Here is a 19,118-nt window from a genome sequence, read left to right as displayed (position 1 = left end):
GCCGTCCAGGGCCCGACGATTCTGGCATGAACGCGCCACGATGTCACCCGTCCGTGCGGTATTCACGACGACACGATGATGTGGCGGATTGACGCAAAGCCAGCGGTCATACCTTTGCGTGCATGCCAGATCACTCCGCGTCGCCTCGGCTGCCCCGCCCCTCCCGCCGCCTCGTACTCGGCTCCGCCGCAGGCTCGGCGCTGCTGACGACGGCGGCGGCCGTGCCAGGAGTCCAACAGGCCGCCGCGGCGAGCCGCACGGCGCGCCGCAGGCAGGGCGCGCCGCTCCTCGAGGGCGCCGCCATGCCGAGCGACGCGAAGGCCGCGGCCGCGATCCGCGACGAGTACCTGCACGGCTGGTACGGCTACACCGCGAAGGCCTGGGGCTACGACGAGCTGCGCCCGCTCAGCGGCGGCCACAACGACTTCTTCGCCGGCGGCCACAGCTTCGGCCTGTCCATCGTCGAGGCCCTGGACACCCTCTACCTGATGGGGTGCGACGACGAGCTGGCGCAGGCCCGCAGTTGGGTCGAGAACAACCTGGACCCGACGCAGGACGTGGACATCCACGTGTTCGAGGCCATCATCCGCCTCGTCGGCGGCCTGATCGCCGGACACCTGACGACCGGCAGCGCCGCACTGCTCTCCCTGGCCCAGGAGTTCGCGGACCGGCTGCTGCCCGCCTTCACCTCCTCCCCCACCGGCGTCCCCTACACGCACGTCAACCTGCGCACCGGCCAGGTGCAGGGGAGCCAGGTCGCCCTGGCCGAAGCCGGCACCAACGTGATGGAGTTCGGCGCCCTGTCACAACTGGTGGGCGACTCCCGCTACTACGACGCCGCGATGCGCGCCTACCGCGCGGTGCTGTCCCGCGGCAGCTCCCTCGACCTGCTCGGCACCACCATCGACGCCGAGACGGGCCGCTGGGCCGACCACACCTCGACCGCCCCCAACCCGCCGGTGGACTCGTTCTACGAGTACCTGTGGGGCGGCGGCCGCCTGCTGGGGGACAGTCAGCTCACCAGCTGGTACCAGCAGTTCACCCGACCGATCCTGAGCCGCCAGGCGGAGGTGCGCGGCGGCCGCCTCTGGTTCCGCGGCGCCGACACCTCCACCGGCCGCCGCACCGGCCCCACCCACCAGTCCGAACTGGCCGCGTTCTACGCGGGCCTGCTCGCCAAGGGCGGCGACCTCGACCACGGCGCCGCCTACTTCCGCTCCTGGTCCGCGGTGATGGACCGCTACCCGATCCTGCCCGAGACGGTCGACTACACGGACTTCCGCATCGTCGACCAGGGCAGCCAACTCCGTCCCGAGTACGCCAACTCGGCCTTCGACCTGTGGCGCATCACCGGCGGGGCGAGCTACAAGCAGGCGGCGTGGCGCTGGTTCGACAACGTCCGCACACACCTGCGCGTCTCCGGCGGCTACACCGTCGCGGACCACGTCAGCTCGTCGTCGGTCCGGCACGGGGACCTGACCCCGGGCTACTGGTTCGCGGAGAACTTCAAGTACGTCTGGCTGATCTTCTCCAACACCCCGCGTTTCGACTACCGGGGCGGCATCCTCTCCACGGAGGGCAAGGTCCTCGCCGGGGCCCGGTAGTCCGGCGACGGGGCTACTTCAGGCCCAGACGTGCCTCGGCTGTGAACCAGTCCGAGGCGATGGCCTGCTGGGCCTGGGCCAGCGTCACCTTGCCACTGCAGACGGCCGTGTGCAGCCGGGTCTCGACGGCGTCCTTCGGGTTGTTCGGGCCCGCGCCCGCCTTGTGGCCGGGGGACGGCGGCTCGACCCACAGGTTGCGCGGGTCGTTGGGGTCGCCGCCCAGCTCCAGGCTGATCAGGTGGTCGTACTCGGCGTCGTGCAGCGAGCCGGTGTAGTCGTAGGAGGCCGCGTTCTTGCGCTTCTCCGCGTCGGTGACCGACGCGGGCGGCCGGATGCCGCCGGTGTAACCGCCCTTGCGGCAGATGGTCTCCCCGATGTCCGCCTGCGTCACCGCGGGCGACAGGGCGCCCGGCGTGCACCTGGCGTCGGGCAGCGGCTGACCGTCCTGGTCCCCGTAGTGGCAGCTGTCGGGGGCGGGCTGCGACGCGACCGTGTAGTGGGACTGCGGCCCCGGACCCTCCGCGAGCGGTCCGGCGGCGTCACCGGGCGCCTGCGAGCTGCCGGAAGAGGCCCCCGCGGAGGCGTGGTCGCCGGAGGCGGTGGAGCTCCCGGAGACGTGGGAGCAGCCCGCGAGAGCGGCGATCAGCACGGTGGCCAGGGCCAGGACGGGACGGGCCAGGACAGGACGGCGCACGGGTGTCATTCCTTGGGACGTTCAGGCGTTCGGGTGAGGGTGATGGTGCCGCGCCAGCCTCCCAGATCCGAGGAGGGGTGGGAAGTCGGTCCGCAACTGACGGCGCGTCGCCCGAAAGGCGGCTATCCTCCGGCTACCCTCCGGTGCGGGCCGCGCCGTCCGGCCACACCCGCACCACCTCGACGCCGGCGTCCCGGCTGCGCTGCACCAGCTCCCCGGTGCCTCCCGGACCGGCCGGCGGCCGCCCGTCCCACACGGCGACGACCACGTCCGCGCGGGCCAGCAGCACCTCGTTGGCCGCCTGGTAGGCCTCCTGCGAGACCTCGCTGAACTGCAGCTCCTGCACCTCGACGGCGGCCAGCACCAGACGGTCGAAGCTCGGCGCGTACGCGGCGTGGCCGCGGTTCTCGCGGTATCCCCGCGCGGGGAACACGACCACGAGCTCGCCGCCCGCGTCGACCAGCTCCTCCGCGAAGATCGTGTCCGCGCCGGCCGCCAGACAGCTGAGGCCCACCAGCGGGCCCTCGGCCGCGCGCGCGGCGAGGAGCTTGCGCAGCTCCGCGCGGACGAGCTCGGCGGTCTGGTCGGTCAGATCCCTGTGCCCTGTCACCGCGAGCGTCACCACAGTCTCCCCTTCTCCTCCAGCGCGGCCCGACCACGCAACCGGTCCGGCTCCGCCGTCTCCGGGCCCCTCCAGCCTGTGCCTTTCTAAGGCTGTCTATGCCCGGCCCGACCGGGCCCGATACGGCGGGATCCGGGCACAACGCACGCACACCCGGCCGCCGTCCCCCGCCAGCCTGCACCCCCACGGTCGGGCGCCGGTTCCGTGCCCGTCGAGGGCGGCTACGGGCGAGGTGGCGCTCACCCACCGCTTGCGGTCTAGCCTGAGAGGGAGGGTGTGGGTGTGGCGGACCTCGGCAGGAGGTGCGGTGTGGCCGCGGAACCAGCTGACCGCCCGGGCGCGCCCGCGGCGCGCGGGGCGGGGCCCGGCCAGGCGGGCGACGCCGGAGCCGGGACGGAGCCGGACCCCCGGGCCGAGCACCGCCGCATCCTGGTCATCCTGTCGGCGCTGATGATGGGCATGTTCCTGGCCGCGCTCGACCAGACCATCGTGGCGACCGCCCTGCCCACCATCGCCGGCGACCTGCACGGGCTCAACCACCTGTCGTGGGTGGTGACGGCCTATCTGCTGACCTCGACCATCACGACCCCGCTCTGGGGCAAGCTCGGCGACCTCTTCGGCCGCAAACAGCTGTTCCAGGCCGCGATCATCATCTTCCTGGTCGGCTCGGCCCTGTCCGGGCTGTCCCAGGACATGATCCAGCTGATCGTCTTCCGTGCGGTCCAGGGCGCGGGCGCGGGCGGCCTGATCGTCGGTGCGCAGGCCATCATCGGCGAGGTGGTCAGCCCGCGCGAGCGCGGCCGGTACATGGGCTACTTCGGCGCGGTCTTCGGCGCCTCCTCCGTCATCGGCCCGCTGGCGGGCGGCTTCTTCACGGAGCATCTGAGCTGGCGCTGGGTGTTCTACATCAACCTGCCGGTCGGGGCCGCGGCCGTCTTCCTGATCTCGGCCGTGCTGCACCTGCCGCGCAGCCGCACCCGCCACACCATCGACTACACCGGAGCAGCGCTGCTCGGCGCCGCCGCGACGGCGGTCATCCTGCTGACGACCTGGGGCGGGACCACCTACCCATGGGCCTCCCCGCAGATCATCCTGCTGGCGGTCGGCGCGGTGGCGCTCATCGGCCTGTTCGTCGTGACCGAGCGGCGGGCCGCAGAGCCGGTGCTGCCGCTCTCGCTGTTCCGCTCTCCGGTCTTCACCGTGGCGAACGCGATGGGTTTCCTCATCGGCGCGACGATGTTCGGCGTCATCATCTACATCCCGCTCTACCTGCAGACCGTGCACGCGGCCAGCCCCACCAGCTCGGGACTGCAACTGCTGCCGCTGATCCTCGGCATGCTGATCACCTTCATCACCAGCGGCCGGATGGTCACCGCGCGCGGACGCTACAAGATCTTCCCGGTGATCGGCACCGCCGTGATGACCTTCGGCGTCTGGCTGCTGTCGCTGATGGAGCCGGACACGAGCCTGGCCGTCTCGTCCGCCTACATGTTCGTGGTCGGCTTCGGCATCGGGCTGGTCATGCAGGTGCTGGTGGTGGCGGTGCAGAACGCGGTCCCACGCGCGCAGCTGGGCGCGGCGACCTCGGCGACGACGTTCTTCCGCACCATCGGCGGCTCGTTCGGCGTCTCCGCCCTCGGCGCGGTGTTCAACCGGCAGCTGACCGAGAACCTGCCCAAGTACCTGCCGCCGCAGGCCGTGGAGCAGCTCCACGGCAGCAACGTGAGCGCCAATCCCGCCCAGTTGAACGCCCTCCCCGCGCCGGTGCGGCACGGGTTCATCCAGGCCTTCGACAGTTCCCTGCACGTGGTCTTCCTGGTCGGCGTGCCCATCGGGTTCGCCGCCTTCGTGCTCTCCTGGTTCCTCAAGGAACTCCCGCTGCGCGAGAAGGCCTACGTCTCCGCCGCGGAGACCGCGAACACCGACACCAGGGAACGCTGATCTCCGCAGCGCGCGAGGCAGACGAAGCCACAGGCGATTCTGCCCCGCGCGACCGACAACCGGCTCCGGTCCCGCCGCTCGGCCGCGTTCCGCTCCGCGCGTCCAGGAGTCGACATCACATCATTCGTCGGCTCCATCGCCCGCCGTGAGGCTCGGCGTGCTGTCCTTGCCCAGGCTTGGCGAAGCAGCCAGGCCCAGGGCATTCATCATGACCACGGTCGTGAGGTGCTGCCGCACAGCAGGATCCGGAATGCTCTCGATCAGGCTGAGTGCCTGCTTACGCATCGTGTCCTCCCTGGCGTGCGCGCGCTCCGCTTTCATGTCGTCACGAACCGCGGCTACCTGCTCTGTGAGGTGCCTGCGTGCACGGTTGGCATGCACGGCAAAGGCTCCGCCGCAGGTGCCGATGAGGACGCCCGCCAAGCTCGTCATCAAAGCAGCGGCATCACCGGCCGAGGCGGCGTGGCGTAACAACGCCAGCACGCCCCCGGCCAGCAGGATGACCGCCCCGGCCGACATGAAGATCGCGCTCAGCCGAAAGGTCGTCTCGGCTTGACTCAGCGCCTGGTTCATGAAGCGGGACATGATCATTTGGTTGACGTCGGCCTCGCTGCCGCCTGGAGCCGGCGGCCTTCCCTGCAGGTGCAGATCACCCGAGACCTGGTACACGGCGGAACCGGGGGCCGCTTGCACGTACTGCTGCTGCGGTACGTTCCGCCCGGACCAGGCCGGGTCTCCTTCGTTCCACCCGGACCAGGGCGAGCCTGGTTCTCCGCTACTCTCCGGCATACCTTCCCCCTGGCCGTCATGGTAGCCACTGCCCGTCATAGGCCCAACGGTATCGAGTAGTTGAGAACAGAGCTGCCACTCCGCAGGAGCGGGGAGCAGGCGCGGCTCCGGGTGTTGTCAGTCCTCCCGGCTAGGTTGATCGTGTTCCGCCGCTCTGGCGTGACGATCCCCCTATCTGCCTTGAGGAGGCTGCGCCTTGCCCATGTGGGAGGAGTCGAGCCTGGTGCGCGTGGTACCGACCGCGCGACCGCGCAAGCTCGCGAAGGTCCCGTTCGTCGAACTCGCCGCCGGCCGGTTGCAGGGCGTGGTGTCCAGCGGCTCGGACGTCTCACGGGTGTACGTGTCGTCCGTCGCCTCCGGCGACTTCGCCTTCGCGTGCCGGACCAACAACAACCGCCCCTGCGGCGGGGCTCGCGGCGGGTTCTGCAACCACATCGGCGCGATGGTCGGCGAGGCGGTGCTCCAGTACGGCGGTGCGCGTGTCGCCCGCTACCTGCAGACGGACACCGCCGACGGCGACGCGGCTCCGACGGCGCAGCAGCTCGCCGCAGCGATGAGCGCCGCTCGTCCGCAGCAGGCGGCCGACGCACAGGCCGTCACAGGGCAGGTCTTCGCGCGCTTCCTGCGTCATCTGGCCTACCTGGAGCTGCCCGCGACCACCGCGCCGCTGCCCGAGATGCACTGGTTCCCCACGGCCGGGGCGGTGGCATGATGCGGGCCGACCTGCTGACCGGGGAGCTTCCCGGCCTCGACGAGGCGCTGGCCGCCGTCGACGCGTTCGACCAGGTCCTCGCGGGCGGGTTGCTGCGTCCGCAGCCGGCCCAGGCCGCGGGGCTGACCGCGCTGGCAAACGCGGTCGCCGGTTCGCCGATCGCCGCGCTGGTCGCCGAGGCGGCCGAGAAGGCGGCGGCCGGGGTGGCGGGCGAGGAGCACCTCCTCGCGCTCGCCGCCGGTCGCACCGCGCTGTTCGGTGCGGTCCACGACGCCGTGGTGGCGCGGGTCGACGAGGCGACGGGGCGTCCCCGCGAGGCGACGCCGCCGTTCGAGCCGGGCGCGCCCCTGCCGGCGAACCTGCTGGCCTCCGCGCGGGCGTGGCTGTGCGACGTGGCCCGCGCCGGCTGGCGCGGCCTGGACCACGAGCTGGCTGCCGGGGCCGCCCAGGTCGTGTCCGCCCTGCTCCCCGCCCCCGAGCTGCGGCGGCTCGCGGTGCTGCTCGACGGCTTCGCCGCCGAGCTCGCCGCGTCCTGTCCCGGCCGGACGCTCGGCCGGATCCCGCTGCGCCGCTGGGCCGACCTGTGGGCGCGCGGGATGCTGCTGACCCAGCCCGGCGCCGTCACCGGGGCCGGAGCAGGAGCCGAGACGGCGGCGCTCACCGGGCGCCTGCTGCCGCTCGGCGTGGATCTGCACGAGCATGCGACGGCCGTGCACGCCCAGGTCCACGCGGTGTTCGAGCCCGCGGACGGCGGCCCGGCGCGGCTGGTGCGGGCCTCGGTGTCCGCGCCGAAGCCCGACACGGTGGTCGGCGCGGGGGTGTGGCAGCTGCTGCGACCGCATCTGTCGCTGCTGGCCGCGGCCGGGGAGGGCCACGCGATGGAACTGACCGGCATGCCCGTCACCGACGAGGGGGATCTGCTCTGGAGCGAGGAGCGCACCCGCGTCGACGAGAGCGCGGACGTGTTCACCACCGCGCGCGTCGCCCTGCCGACCGTTCGCGCCGGCGCGACCGCCCCGCTGGACCGCCATCCGGCCCGGATCGCGGAGCCGGTCCTCGTCGAGGGCTACACCGTCGACCGCAGCGGCGACGAGGTCGCCTTCGTGGTCGGCGGCGAGCGGCTCGCGGTGGACACCGGCCGACTGCCCGCGGCCTCACCCCTCACGGCCCAGGCGGTGGCTGGTTCCCGTGCCTGCATCGGGCTGCTGCGCTGGGACGCCGGCCGATTCCTGCTGCAGCCGCTGGCCGTTCAGAGCGCCGCGAAGAGCCGGACCGCCGTGGTGCAGGCCGGAGCCTGGGCCGGTGGGACGGCCGACAAGAGCGGCGCCAAGGCGGAGAAGGCGGCCACCGACACCGTGACGGTGCTGCGCGAACGCGCGGGAAGGCTGCTGCGCTCATGACCGACCCCACCACCGTGCCCGACGTCACCGCACCCGACATCACCGCATGCGACGTCGCCCTGCCCGACCCGGAGGCGAACCGCCGTCAGGTCCTGTACTGGCGGCTGCTGGCCCGCCTGTTCGACCCCGAGGAGCAGCCCGCACTGGAGACCGCCTCGCTGGAGGTCACCGAGGCTCTGGGCCTGCCCGCCGCGCTGCTGGATCCGCAGGCGTCGATCGACGCCATCGTGCAGCGTCACCCGCAGCTGGCGGCCGAGTTCGACTCGGTGATGGTCCCCGCCCCCGAGCCGGGCGACGTGCGGGACCGGGCCGCCGAGGTACGGCGCGCGGCGCTGGTCTCCAAGCTGCTGCTGAACACCTTCGCCACCGGCCGCGGTGAGGTGACGGCCGGTCAGCTGGCGCGCTGGCAGTCCGACGCCGGGTGGCTGGAACGCGCGCTCGGCTGCGATCCCGGGCAGCTGCGTGCCGCCCGTCCCGGCACGGGTCCCGGCCTCGGCCCTGAGCTCGCCGACATCGAGGCCGACCTCGTCAAGCGCATGCGGCTGCGCGAGCTGCTGGCCGACAACAAGCTGGCCGGGCAGCTCACGCCGAGCATGTCGCTGATCGAGCAGCTGCTGCGCGACAAGGGCAACCTCGACGGCGTGGCGCTGGCCAACGCCAAGCGCCTGATCCGCCGGTTCGTCGACGAGGTCGCCGAGGTGCTGCGCACCCAGGTGGCGAAGGCGAGCGTCGGCGAGCTGGACCGCTCGGTGCCACCGAAGCGGACCTTCCGCAACCTCGACCTGAAGCGCACCGTCTGGAAGAACCTGCCCAACTGGGACCCGGACGGGGAACGCCTCTACGTCGACCAGCTCTACTACCGCCACACCGCCCGCAGGACCACGCCGCAGGACCTGATCGTGGTCGTCGACCAGTCCGGTTCGATGGTCGACTCGATGGTCAACTGCACCATCCTCGCCTCGATCTTCGCGGGCCTGCCGAGGGTGCAGGTGCATCTCGTCGCCTACGACACCCAGGCGCTCGACCTGACCCCGTGGGTGCACGACCCCTTCGAGACGCTGCTGCGCACCAAGCTGGGCGGCGGGACCGACGGCACGGTCGCGATGACCCTGGTCCAACCGATGATCACCGATCCGCGCAACACCGTCGTGGTGTGGATCAGCGACTTCTACGAGTCCCGCTGCGAGCCGCTCTTCGCGAGCATGACGGCGATCCACCGCTCCGGCGCCAAGTTCATCCCCGTCGGCTCGGTCACCAGCGCCGGCCGCGGCAGCGTCAACCCCTGGTTCAAGGACCGCTTCAAGGACCTGGGCACACCGGTGCTCTCCGGTCACATCCGCAAGCTCGTCCACGAGCTCAAGACCTTCCTCGCCTAGACCTCCAGAAAGGCCACACCCGCACATGTCCGACCTGCTGCGCGCCCCCGCCGAGATCAAGTACGCCGACGAGCTGGCCTGGCTGGAGTCCGTGGACACCGGGACCAAGCCGTTCACCTGGCGGCTGTCGCCGAAGATGATCCGCACCTTCGTTCTCGGCTCCCAGCCGGGCGACCAACTGGACCGCAAGGTCGACCAGAAGTGGTTCGGCGACGCCGCCATCGTCGAGCGCGCCATCGTCACCCTCGCCTCCGACCGCGGCCTGCTGCTGATCGGCGATCCGGGCACCGGCAAGTCCTGGCTCGCGGAGCTGCTCTCGGCGGCCGTCTGCCGCAACTCGACGCTCGTCGTCCAGGGCACCGCCGGGACCACCGAGGACCACATCAAGTACTCGTGGAACGTGTCGATGGTCATCGCGCAGGGCCAGTCGCGCGAGTCGATGATCCCCTCCCCGATCATGACCGCGATGGAGGCCGGCGCGATCGGCCGCTTCGAGGAGCTGACCCGCGCCACCAGCGACGTGCAGGACGCCCTGATCTCGATCCTTTCGGAGAAGTACATCTCCGTGCCCGAGCTCGACGAGAACGGCACCGTCTTCGCGCGGCCCGGCTTCTCCGTCATCGCCACCGCCAACAGCCGCGACCGCGGCGTCAACGACCTGTCCTCCGCACTCAAGCGCCGGTTCAACTTCGTCCGCATCCCGGTCGTCACCAACCGCAGGAGCGAGGCGGAGATCGTGCGCTTCCGCACCGAGGAGCTGCTGCGGCGTCACCAGATCACCCTGGACGTCCCGCCGACCCTGCTGGACGTGCTGCTCCAGTCCTTCGCCGACCTGCGCGAGGCCTCCGCCGCCGCTGGGAGCGACGACGAGCGGCTGGAGTCGGCCCTGTCCAGCGCCGAGCAGATCGGCGTCCTGGAGGACGCGATCCTGCACTCCAACTTCTTCGGCCGGCAGACCCTCACGGCGGACGCGCTCGCCTCCTCCCTCGTCGGCTCCCTGGCCCGGCGGGACGAGGACACGCCCATCCTCAACAAGTACCTGCACGGCGTGGTCGCGCCGCGCACCGAGAACGCCGGGGAGAACAGCGGGGAGTGGACGCAGTTCCTCCAGGGCGGCCAGGCCGCACTGAAGGCCCTCGCATGAGCCCGATTGCCCCGGCCGGCGTGTTCGACGCCCTGCGCACCCAACTCCAGGACGCTGCAACGGCGTTCGCCGACGGCCCGGACGCCCTGCAGGGCATCCTGCTCGGCCTGGTCGACGACGTCGACCGCGCCGTGCGCGAGCCGCTGGAGATCTTCCCGGTCTGCCACCACTCCCCCGCCTCCGCGCTCGCCATGGCCAGGCGGCTGCGCGAGAAGCAGCCCAAGGTCGTCTACCTTGAGCTGTGCGAGGACATGGCGCCGCTCCTGTCCGAGCTGCACAACTGCACGCTCCCGGTCGCGGTCCAGGCCTTCGCGACCGAGCTCGACGGCTTCCCCGCCGACTGGGCGCCGCTGTCGGTGGTCGCGCCGATCACCGAGGCGTCGGCCGAGTACCAGGCCATCGCCTACGCCCGCAGCACCCCGGGTGTCGAGCTCGTCCTGGTGGACCGCTCCTCGGACCACGTCTTCCAGTGGGAACCGCGCCGCGCCGCCCCGCCCGGCCAGGCCGAGCCGGACGAGGAGGACGGCGCCCTGCACGGCGACGCGGTCGGCGTCGAGATCGGCGACCTGCGGCCGCGCTTCGCGGAGTTGGAGGAGCACCTGCTGCGCAACGGCCGGGTGCGGCACTGGTCCGAGTGGTGGCACCAGTACGTCGAGCTGCCGCTCGGCGAGGCCGACCACGACACCTACCGCCAGGTCATGTTCCTCGTCGGCTCGCTGTTCCGGCGCCTCGCTCCCGGCGAGAGCACGCGGATGCGGGTGGACGAGGACCGCGAGCGGTACATGTGGACGCGGATGCGCGAGCACCTCGCCGCGACCGGCACCGACCCGGGCGAAGCGGTGTACGTCTGCGGGGCGTTCCACGCCGCCAGCCGCGTCGAGGAGTTCGGCGTCCACGGATCCGCGGGCACCGGCGGCTTCGAGATCGCGCCGCGGACCGCGACCAAGTGGCAGTACGGCCTGATCCCGTCCAGCCACACCGCGATCGAGGGGCAGTTCGGCCTCGCGCCCGGGTCGGTGTCGATCGCGGCGACGCAGTGGACGAAGAACCTCAAGCGCACCCGGGTGGTCCCGTTCCGCCTGGAGGGACAGGGCGGCAAGGCCGCAGCGAAGGAGTCAGCCCGCGCCGCCGTGTCAGCGGCAGGCTCACAGCCGCGGGACGCCCGCCCCTCGGATCGGCTCTCCGGCTTCCTGCAGCGTCCCGGCGTCGTGGATCCCGTCGACGAGGCGGAGCTGCTGGGCTGGTCCGTAGGGATCGTCCACGCCGCCCGCCGCGCGGGCTACCTCGCCTCCACGGCGGACGCGATCGCGGTGTTCGAGACGTCCGTCCTGCTGGCCGGGATGCGGGACCGGGCCAAGCCCACCCCGTACGACTTCCAGGACGCCGCGGTCACCTGCATCGAGAAGGACTCCGTTCCCGGCCGCCGGGACGTGCGCCGCCTCGTCGAGATCATGATGGGCGGCGACCGGATCGGCCGCGTCGGCTACGACGCGCTTCCGCCGCTCGCCCGCGACGTCCACGACCGGCTCGCCCCGCTCGGGCTGAACCTCCAGCAGCGCGGCGTGAAGCGCGCCCTGCTCGACATCGCCTCCCGGCCCGAGCTGGAGCGCTGCTCCGACCTGCTGTGGATGCTGCGCTACCTCATGCCCTCGGGCACGGCCCGCCCGATCATGGGCGAGCGGGTGCTCGGGCAGCGCCCCATCCAGGAGTCCTGGGACCTCGCGCTCGGCACCAACCAACGGGCCCTGATCGAGCTCGGCTACGAGGGCATCAGCATCGAGCAGGTCCTCGAGCAGCGGCTGCGCCGCAAGGCCTACCACCCGCTGGCCACCACCGCCACGGTGCTGGAGGCCGTCGAGGACGCCACCCTCTACCTGCGCTCGGCCGCCCGCCTCGCCGACGAGCTCGGGGCCCACGCGCTGAAGGTGCTGGCCACCGAGCGCACCGTCGACAGCGCCCCGGAGGTGCTGCGCCGTGTGCGCCGGCTGCTCGCGTACTACCGCACCAGCGTGCCGGTGCTGCCCGCGTGGATCGAGGCGTTCGTCACCTCCGGCTACGCGCACTACTGCACCCTGCTGCCGCGCGCCTTCGCCGACGAGGATGCGACGGTGCGTCAGGTCGCGGCGATGCTGGGCTTCCTGTTCAGCATGGAGTCCCTGGCCCTCTCACTGGGCTGCGACCGGACCCAGTTGGAGCTCGCCGTCGCCCAGTCGCACCCCGAGGAGCCGTCACGGGTGGCGCTGCTGTGGGCGGCGCAGGTCCAGCTCGGCCGCCTGAGCCGCGCCGAACTCCGCGGTCGCTGCGACGAACTGCTGGGCAACCCGCTGGTGCTGCCCTCCTACCCGACCTACCTCAGCGGCCTGGTCCACGCCCTGGAGCCGGTCCCCGGTCTGGCCGACGTGGTGGTGGAGGCCGTTTCCCACGCGTTCGGTCGGCTCCCCGACCCGGTCCTGCTGCCCTGGCTGCCGACCTTGATCACCGCCCTGCGGGGCGACAGCAGCGACCTCGCCCCGCTGCTGGTCCGCGAGGCCGGCCGCGTCTTCCCCGGCCGACTGGCCGACCTGGACCGGTGGGTCCCGCCGTGGCGCGAGGCGCCTCCGGCTCCGGCGGACCAACCGTCGAGCCGATCCGTTGGTCCCGGCGGCCTCGCACTGCTCCCCGCCCATCCGGCCGCCTGCGATGCCGCCGCCCGGCTGCTGGGCTGCGAGCCCAGCTGGTCGACCGCCCCGGCCACGTCCTCCGGGGCCCGGCTGCTCGCGACCCACCCGGATACGGCCCAGGCGCTGGAGGTACTGCTGGCCGCCCGGTGAGCGGGCGGGCGAACGGGCGGGCACGTCGTCCCAAAGGGCGTGCCCGCCCGCCCCGTTGAGACGGCAGGCCGGGTGGGCTTCGCTACCCTTGCCATCATGATCTCGGTGGCCGGATTACCCGAAGGAACAATGACAGCGCGCCAGTTCTCGTTACTCAACGACGAACCGGTCACGGTGGACCGCGACGACACATTGGGCTCACGCCAGGCCGCCGACCATCTCACCTCCCTGATACTCGCCTCGCGCGCCTCCACCCCGTTCACCCTGGCCGTCGACGCCGGCTGGGGCATGGGCAAGAGCAGCGTCATGCACCTCATGCGCGACCGGCTCGAGAAGGCGCCCGGGGTACACACGATCTGGTACAACGCCTGGACGGCCAAAGGCGGGGACTCACTCGAGGGCCTGATCAAGTCGGTGCTGACGACGTTCGACCGCAGCGCGCTCCGGCGTGGACTGCATCGGGCGGCCGAGCACGGCGCCGCGCTCAAACTGCTCAGGGCCCTGCTGCTGATCGCCTCGGGACCGTTCGGGGTGTCGGGGCTCGTCGACGACCTCTGGAAGGCCCTGTCGGCGGACTCCAAGGCGCGCAACGAGATGCGTGACGCGATCAAGGAGATCGCGAAGGACTGGGCCGACGCCGGGCAGTCCGACGCCTCACGCCTCCTGGTGGTCTTCATCGACGACCTCGACCGGTGCTCGGCCCAGACCGTGCTCGGCGTCTGCGAGGCGATCAAGCTCTATCTCGACATTCCGGGGCTGGCGTTCGTCGTGGGCTGCGACCGATCGGTCCTCGGTCCCGAAGGGCTCCTGCGGGACCTGCCACCGGCCGGCGCGGCGTTCATGGAGAAGATCTTCCAGACCAACTTCCAGCTGCACGCGCCGACCGGTGAGCACGTCGACGCCTTCGTCCGACGCTGTGCCCGGCACTGCGGCATCGAGGACCTGCTGAACAGCCAGTTGGTCGGGCTTCTGGCAGACCACTCCCGCCGGAACCCCCGGAACATCAAGCGTCTGCTGAACGGGTTCGTGATCGAGGCGGGGCTGAACCCGCTCTGGCAGGAGTTCGGTCCGGAGGCGGCGATCCGGACGGTCCTGCTGCAGTACCTCTACCCCGACTTCTACCGCGTCCTGGTGGGCGGCCGGGACACCGATGTGGACGCCCTGACGGAGTTCTCGGAGTACCGCAGGGCCCGAAGCCTGCTGCGGCAGCCGGAGGAGCTCGCCGCGAAGGACTGGGACGTCCTGCGCAGCGTGTTCTCACGGCATGACGTCGTCGTGGACGAGCCCGCCCTCTCGGGCGCGAAGGACGCCCGGGAGCGGGCGCTCGTCCAGCTCGAACAGCAGTCGCCGACCCAGTTCAAGCTCCTCGCCGCCGACCACGCGTTCACCTCGCTGGTCACGGACCTCACCGCGCTGCCGGACGCCCAAGAGCTGCTGCGTCGGCTGCGCCAGCTCCCCCTGGTCCAACGTCCGGTCCTGATGCAACCGCAGGCCGCCCCGGCGTCCATGCGGGGACGGACCATCCTCTGGATCGACGATCACCCGGACTCCGTCCGCAACGAGGCCGACGCGCTACGGCACGCGGGCGCGGTCGTCGCCGTCGTGGGCGACCGCGAGGCCGCCCTCGACGCGCTCACGTCGCTCCGTCCCGACCTGCTGATCTCCGACATCGCCCGTGGCAGCGATCCCGAGGCCGGCTTCCGCGAGGTCGGAACCTTCCGGGAAGCCGGCTTCTCGGGGTCCGTCGTCTTCTACACGGGCCGCGTCACGCCTGCTCGTGAGGCCAGTGCCGCCGCCCTCGGCGCGCTCGGCGTCTGTGCGTACTTCGATTCCCTCCGACAACTGGTGCTCGCCGCTCCGCGGCGCCTCTGACGAGGACTCCGTCCGCCGCTCAGCGCCCGTCGGCGGTCGCGTGATCGCGGGTCTGGGTGTCCCGGGCGACGGGGGCGTCCGCAGCGGGGGCCGGCGCTTCGCCGGTGGCGGGGAGCGGGTGGGCCGTTCCGGTGGCGGTGATGAGCACGTCCGTACCGGCCGGGGGCGGCGTGGTGTCGGTGTAGGCGACGAGGAGGGTGTCGACGCCGCTGCCGGGGGCCGGGGTGAGCTCGACGCGGAAGTCGTGGCCGCGGAAGTGCACCGCCGCGACCTGGCCGGAGAGCGTGCCCGGCGCGTCGACGCCGTCGCGGCTGTCGGTCACCCGCAGCTGCCGGGGGCGCAGCAGGACGGTGCCCGGGCCGCTCGCTGCGGCGGACGCGCTGACCGGCAGCGCGCCGAGGGGCGTCGTCGCCCGCCCGTCCGCGAGGGTCGCCGGCAGCAGGTTCGCCTCGCCCAGGGCGCGGGCGACGTGGGCGTCGACGGGGTGGTGGAAGAGGTCGTCCGGGGCGCCGGACTGGACGATGCGGCCGTCGCGCATCACCGCGACCACGTCGGCGAAGGCCAGCGCCTCATCGACGTCGTGGGTGACCAGAACCGCCGTCGCGCCGGCCCGGCGCAGCGCGGCGGCGACCTCGGTGCGCAGTTCGACGCGCAGGGCCGCGTCGAGCGCCGAGAAGGGCTCGTCGAGCAGCAGCAGGTCGGGACGGGGCGCGAGGGCGCGGGCCAGGGCTACGCGCTGCTGCTGTCCGCCGGAGAGCTGGTGCGGGTGGCGGTCCCCGAGCCCGGCGAGGCCGACCAGCTCCAGCAGTTCGGGCACCCGGGCGGCGCGTTCGCCGCGCGGCAGGCCGAAGCCGATGTTCGCGGCGGCCGTCAGATGCGGGAAGAGGGCGCCGTCCTGGGGGACGAAGCCGATGCGGCGTCGCTCGGCGCGCTCGCGGCGGCGGCCGTCGTCGAGGACGCGGTCGCCGACGGCGACGGTACCGGTGGTGGCGTGGTGGAAGCCGGCGATGATGCGCAGCAGGGTGCTCTTGCCGCAGCCCGACGGGCCGAGCACGCAGGCGAGCCGGCCGTCCTTGACGTCCAGGTCGACGCCGCGCAGCACCTCGGCCCGGCCCTTCCCGTCGGTCGCGGGGTGGTGGGCGTGCAGGTCGGTGACGGTCAGGCCGCTCATCGCCCAGCCTCTCTGGTGGTGTGGGTGCGGGAGCCGCCGAGGGTACGGCGGGTGAGCAGCAGGACGGCGGGGACGGACAGCGCCGTCATGACCGCCGCGTACGGCGCGGCGGCGCCCCAGGCCAGACCGGTGGTGTAGGTCCAGAACTGGGTGGCCAGCGTGTCCGTGCCGGTGGGCCGCAGCAGCAGGGTCGCGGTCAGTTCGGTGCTGGCGGTCAGGCCGACCATGGCGAAGGCCGCGCCGAGGCCGGGCAGGATCAGCGGCACGGTGACCCGTACCAGGACGGCCAGCGGCCTGGTGCCGAGCGACCTGGCCACGTCCTCGACGGAGTGCGGGACCTGCGCGAGCGAGGAGCGCACGGCCGTCAGCGCGAGCGGGAAGAACAGGGCCACGTATCCGGCCACCAGCAGCGGCGCCTGCTGGTAGAGCGGCTGCGCGTAGCGGATTGCGAAGAAGACGATCGCGAGCGCGACGGCGATGCCGGGCAGCGCGCGGGTCAGGTAGACCGTCTGCTCCACGGCGCGGGCCAGCCGCGTCTCGCGGCGCCACGCGTAGAGCGCGACCGGAATCGCGGCGGCGGTGGCGACGGCCGCGGCCGCGATCGCGTAGCCGAGGGTCGTCGCGGTCAGCGACCAGATGGAGGCCGGGGGCAGCGTTGTGGAGCTGCCCTTGACCAGCCAGTAGCCGAGCGCGTAGACGGGAACGCCGACGGCGGTGCCGACCAGCGCGAGGATGCCGAGCACCGCGAGCGGCTTGGCCCGGCCGAGCGGGACGGGCGCGGCCGGTCGGCTCGGCGTGCCCTCACGCACGACGCGTCCGGGCTGCCGGGCCACCCATGCCTGCAGCAGCACGACCAGCAACGCGAGCGCGATCAGGACCAGGGCGAGCACCGAGGCGGACGCCATGTCGAAGGCGGTCTCGAACTCGGTGAAGATGGCGGTGGCGAAGGTCGTGTAGCGCAGCATCGCGAACGCGCCGTACTCGCCCAGCAGGTAGAGCGAGACCAGCAGGGCGCCGCCTGCCAGGGCCGGGCGGCACTGCGGCAGGGTGACCCGCCACAGGACGGAGAGCCGCCCGTGACCGAGACTGCGGGCGACCTCCTCCGCGCTCGCGTCGCTGCGCCGCAGCACGGCGGCGACGGGCAGGAAGACCAGCGGGTAGAGCGAGGAGGTCATCACCAGGGCCGCGCCCCACAGGCCCTGGACGGAGGGCATCAGCGAGACCCAGCAGTAGCCGTGCACGAACTCCGGGATGGCCAGCGGCATCGCGGCGAGCACGGTGAAGGTACGGCGCAGCGGCAGGTCGGTACGCTCCAGCAGCCAGGCGGCGCCGAAGCCGAGGACGAGCGCGGCGGAGGTGACGACGGCGGTCAGCTCGGCCGTGTGCTCGAGCAGGGTCAGCACCAGCGGACGGCCGAGGAGCGTGCGGGCGGAGCCCCAGCCGGACTGCCCGGCCTCCAGGGCGACGAAGACCAGCGGGCAGGCCACCAGCAGCGCCACCAGCCAGGCGACGAGCGGAAGCGCCGAGGCGCCCGGCCGCCACCCGGCCCACCGCGGGGATCGCGGCGGGCGGGCGGCGACGGGCGCCGACGAGGGGGACGTGGTCGTCACGACAGCAGGCCCACGCTCTGCATCAGCTGCAGCGCCTTCTTGCCGTCACCGAGGGACGCGGCCGAGTCAACCGGTCCGGCCTGTTGGAAGGTCCGGGTCAGGCGGGTGTCGGTCACCCCGGCGAGCAGCGGGTACTCGTAGCTCTCCGAGGTCGCGATGATCTGCTGCGCGGGCTTGCTCACCAGGTAGGTCAGGAACGCCTGAGCCGCGGCCTGGTGCTTGCTGGAGGAGAGCACGCCGGCGCCCGAGACGTCGACCAGCGCACCCGGGTCGCCCTGGGCGAAGTAGGACATCGCGCTGTGGATGCTCGACGTGCCCTGCTCGTCGCGCAGGCGGTACCAGTAGTAGTGGTCGATGACGCCGGCCTCGACCTCGCCGCGGTTCACGGCGGCGACCAGGTCCTCGTTCGAGTCGTAGACCTTGCCGTTGTCCTTGAGGCCCTGGAGCCAGGTCTTGGTGGCGGCCTCGCCCTCGGTCTTGATCATGAGGGTGACGATGGGGGTGAAGTCGGTCTCGGAGGGGGCGATGCCGAGCTTGCCCTTCCACGCGGCCGAGGCGAGGTCCTTGACGGAGGTGGGAGCCTGGGCCGCGGACATCTTGCCGGTGTTGTAGACGAAGGCGGCCTCCCGGGCGGAGACGCCGATCCAGTCGCCCTGGGCGGAGCTGTCGCCGGCCGGAACGGCGGCGAGCGTGGCCGCGTCGACCTTGGCGAGACGGCCCTTCTCCTCCAGCGTCGTCAGCGTCTGCGGGTTCTCGGAGACGTAGACGTCGGCGGGCGAGGCGGGGCCCTCGACCAGCAGCTGGTTGGCCAGCTCCGCCTCGTCGCCCGACCGCAGCTGTACCTTGATGCCGGTGCGCGTGGTGAAGTCCTTCACCAGCGCGCCCATCGTCTGCTCGTGCTGGCCGCTGTAGACGGTGATGGTCTGTCCCGCGAGCGATCCGCCGGACGCGGACGACGCCGCCGCCGAGGTGCCGGAGCTGCCGCACGCGCTCAGCGACAGCACGCAGAGCCCGGCGAGCGACGCACCGGCCGCCGACAGAACCGATCGCTTCATCGACCGAACACCGACGTTCACTGCACAACCTCCGACGGGCCATTGAGGGCAAGGCAAGGCTTACCTTAGTGGTTGGACAGAGTCCTTCTTCCCACCGGCCCTGTGACGCATGCGACAGCTCGAACGAGAATGTCCGTTCGATCCGCTTTCGGCGCCATGACAACGCGAGAGGCGGGCCCCGGGATGAGCTCCCGGGACCCGCCTCATACCGCCCGAAGTCGGATCAGGAGGCGTTCAGTGCGGTGTCGTCGAGGACGAAGCTGGTCTGCAGGCTCGAGTCCTCGCTGCCGGTGAACTTCAGGGTCACCGTCTGTCCTG

General features: G+C 72.2%; 14 protein-coding genes. 8 read left to right on the top strand and 6 right to left on the bottom strand.

The features are described 5' to 3' along the window. Positions 1 to 122: 122 nt before the first annotated feature. Complete coding sequence (locus tag TR49_RS32355) at positions 123 to 1,604, top strand: glycoside hydrolase family 47 protein (protein ID WP_042387976.1); 1,482 nt, start codon at positions 123 to 125, stop codon at positions 1,602 to 1,604. A 13-nt stretch (positions 1,605 to 1,617) separates the two neighbouring features. On the opposite strand, the gene TR49_RS32350 is transcribed toward TR49_RS32355, so the two are convergent. Further along, entirely contained in the window at positions 1,618 to 2,298 is a 681-nt protein-coding gene (locus TR49_RS32350) for a hypothetical protein (RefSeq protein WP_236653623.1), read from the bottom strand. A gap of 133 nt (positions 2,299 to 2,431) precedes the next feature. Next, positions 2,432 to 2,920: a hypothetical protein gene (locus TR49_RS32345; RefSeq protein WP_369405353.1), complete on the bottom strand. Its 489-nt coding sequence runs from the start codon at positions 2,918 to 2,920 to the stop codon at positions 2,432 to 2,434. A gap of 309 nt (positions 2,921 to 3,229) precedes the next feature. On the opposite strand from TR49_RS32345, the gene TR49_RS32340 reads away from it, so the two are divergent. Then, complete coding sequence (locus TR49_RS32340; protein WP_042387974.1) at positions 3,230 to 4,861, top strand: MDR family MFS transporter; 1,632 nt, start codon at positions 3,230 to 3,232, stop codon at positions 4,859 to 4,861. Between the two features lie 120 nt (positions 4,862 to 4,981). On the opposite strand, the gene TR49_RS32335 is transcribed toward TR49_RS32340, so the two are convergent. Further along, positions 4,982 to 5,530 (bottom strand): TRADD-N-associated membrane domain-containing protein, encoded by a 549-nt coding sequence (locus TR49_RS32335; RefSeq protein WP_152627560.1) that lies wholly within the window; start codon positions 5,528 to 5,530, stop codon positions 4,982 to 4,984. Positions 5,531 to 5,852: 322 nt separating this feature from the next. On the opposite strand from TR49_RS32335, the gene TR49_RS32330 reads away from it, so the two are divergent. The 6 genes from TR49_RS32330 (at position 5,853) to TR49_RS32305 (ending at position 14,964) form a co-directional block, all read left to right on the top strand. Beyond that, positions 5,853 to 6,362 (top strand): hypothetical protein, encoded by a 510-nt coding sequence (locus TR49_RS32330; RefSeq protein ID WP_042387973.1) that lies wholly within the window; start codon positions 5,853 to 5,855, stop codon positions 6,360 to 6,362. Beyond that, positions 6,362 to 7,762, top strand: coding sequence for a hypothetical protein (locus TR49_RS32325; RefSeq protein ID WP_042388044.1), 1,401 nt, complete (start codon positions 6,362 to 6,364; stop codon positions 7,760 to 7,762). Before TR49_RS32330 ends, TR49_RS32325 begins: the two co-directional genes overlap by 1 nt. Continuing rightward, positions 7,759 to 9,138 carry a VWA domain-containing protein gene (locus tag TR49_RS32320; RefSeq protein ID WP_042387971.1) on the top strand — a complete coding sequence of 460 codons (1,380 nt, stop codon included), beginning with the start codon at positions 7,759 to 7,761 and terminating at the stop codon, positions 9,136 to 9,138. The genes TR49_RS32325 and TR49_RS32320 overlap by 4 nt, the downstream gene beginning before the upstream one ends. A 25-nt stretch (positions 9,139 to 9,163) precedes the next feature. Further along, positions 9,164 to 10,282: an ATP-binding protein gene (locus TR49_RS32315; protein WP_042387969.1), complete on the top strand. Its 1,119-nt coding sequence runs from the start codon at positions 9,164 to 9,166 to the stop codon at positions 10,280 to 10,282. Further along, positions 10,279 to 13,092: a DUF5682 family protein gene (locus TR49_RS32310; RefSeq protein ID WP_042387966.1), complete on the top strand. Its 2,814-nt coding sequence runs from the start codon at positions 10,279 to 10,281 to the stop codon at positions 13,090 to 13,092. Before TR49_RS32315 ends, TR49_RS32310 begins: the two co-directional genes overlap by 4 nt. A 96-nt stretch (positions 13,093 to 13,188) precedes the next feature. After that, positions 13,189 to 14,964: a P-loop NTPase fold protein gene (locus TR49_RS32305; RefSeq protein WP_042388042.1), complete on the top strand. Its 1,776-nt coding sequence runs from the start codon at positions 13,189 to 13,191 to the stop codon at positions 14,962 to 14,964. A gap of 19 nt (positions 14,965 to 14,983) precedes the next feature. Here the strand turns inward: TR49_RS32305 and TR49_RS32300 are convergent, their stop codons facing one another. The 3 genes from TR49_RS32300 to TR49_RS32290 are packed head-to-tail and all read right to left on the bottom strand — an operon-like array spanning position 14,984 to position 18,800. Then, positions 14,984 to 16,135 (bottom strand): ABC transporter ATP-binding protein, encoded by a 1,152-nt coding sequence (locus TR49_RS32300; protein WP_042387964.1) that lies wholly within the window; start codon positions 16,133 to 16,135, stop codon positions 14,984 to 14,986. Further along, a complete protein-coding gene (locus tag TR49_RS32295) occupies positions 16,132 to 17,745 on the bottom strand; it encodes an ABC transporter permease (RefSeq protein WP_042387962.1) in 1,614 nt (537 codons plus the stop codon). The genes TR49_RS32300 and TR49_RS32295 overlap by 4 nt, the downstream gene beginning before the upstream one ends. Then, complete coding sequence (locus tag TR49_RS32290; protein ID WP_042388040.1) at positions 17,742 to 18,800, bottom strand: iron ABC transporter substrate-binding protein; 1,059 nt, start codon at positions 18,798 to 18,800, stop codon at positions 17,742 to 17,744. The genes TR49_RS32295 and TR49_RS32290 overlap by 4 nt, the downstream gene beginning before the upstream one ends. Positions 18,801 to 19,118: the final 318 nt, after the last annotated feature.

The sequence above is a fragment of the Streptacidiphilus melanogenes genome (assembly GCF_000787835.1).
GTDB lineage: Bacteria > Actinomycetota > Actinomycetes > Streptomycetales > Streptomycetaceae > Streptacidiphilus > Streptacidiphilus melanogenes.
This window is presented reverse-complemented; position numbering and strand designations above follow the sequence as displayed.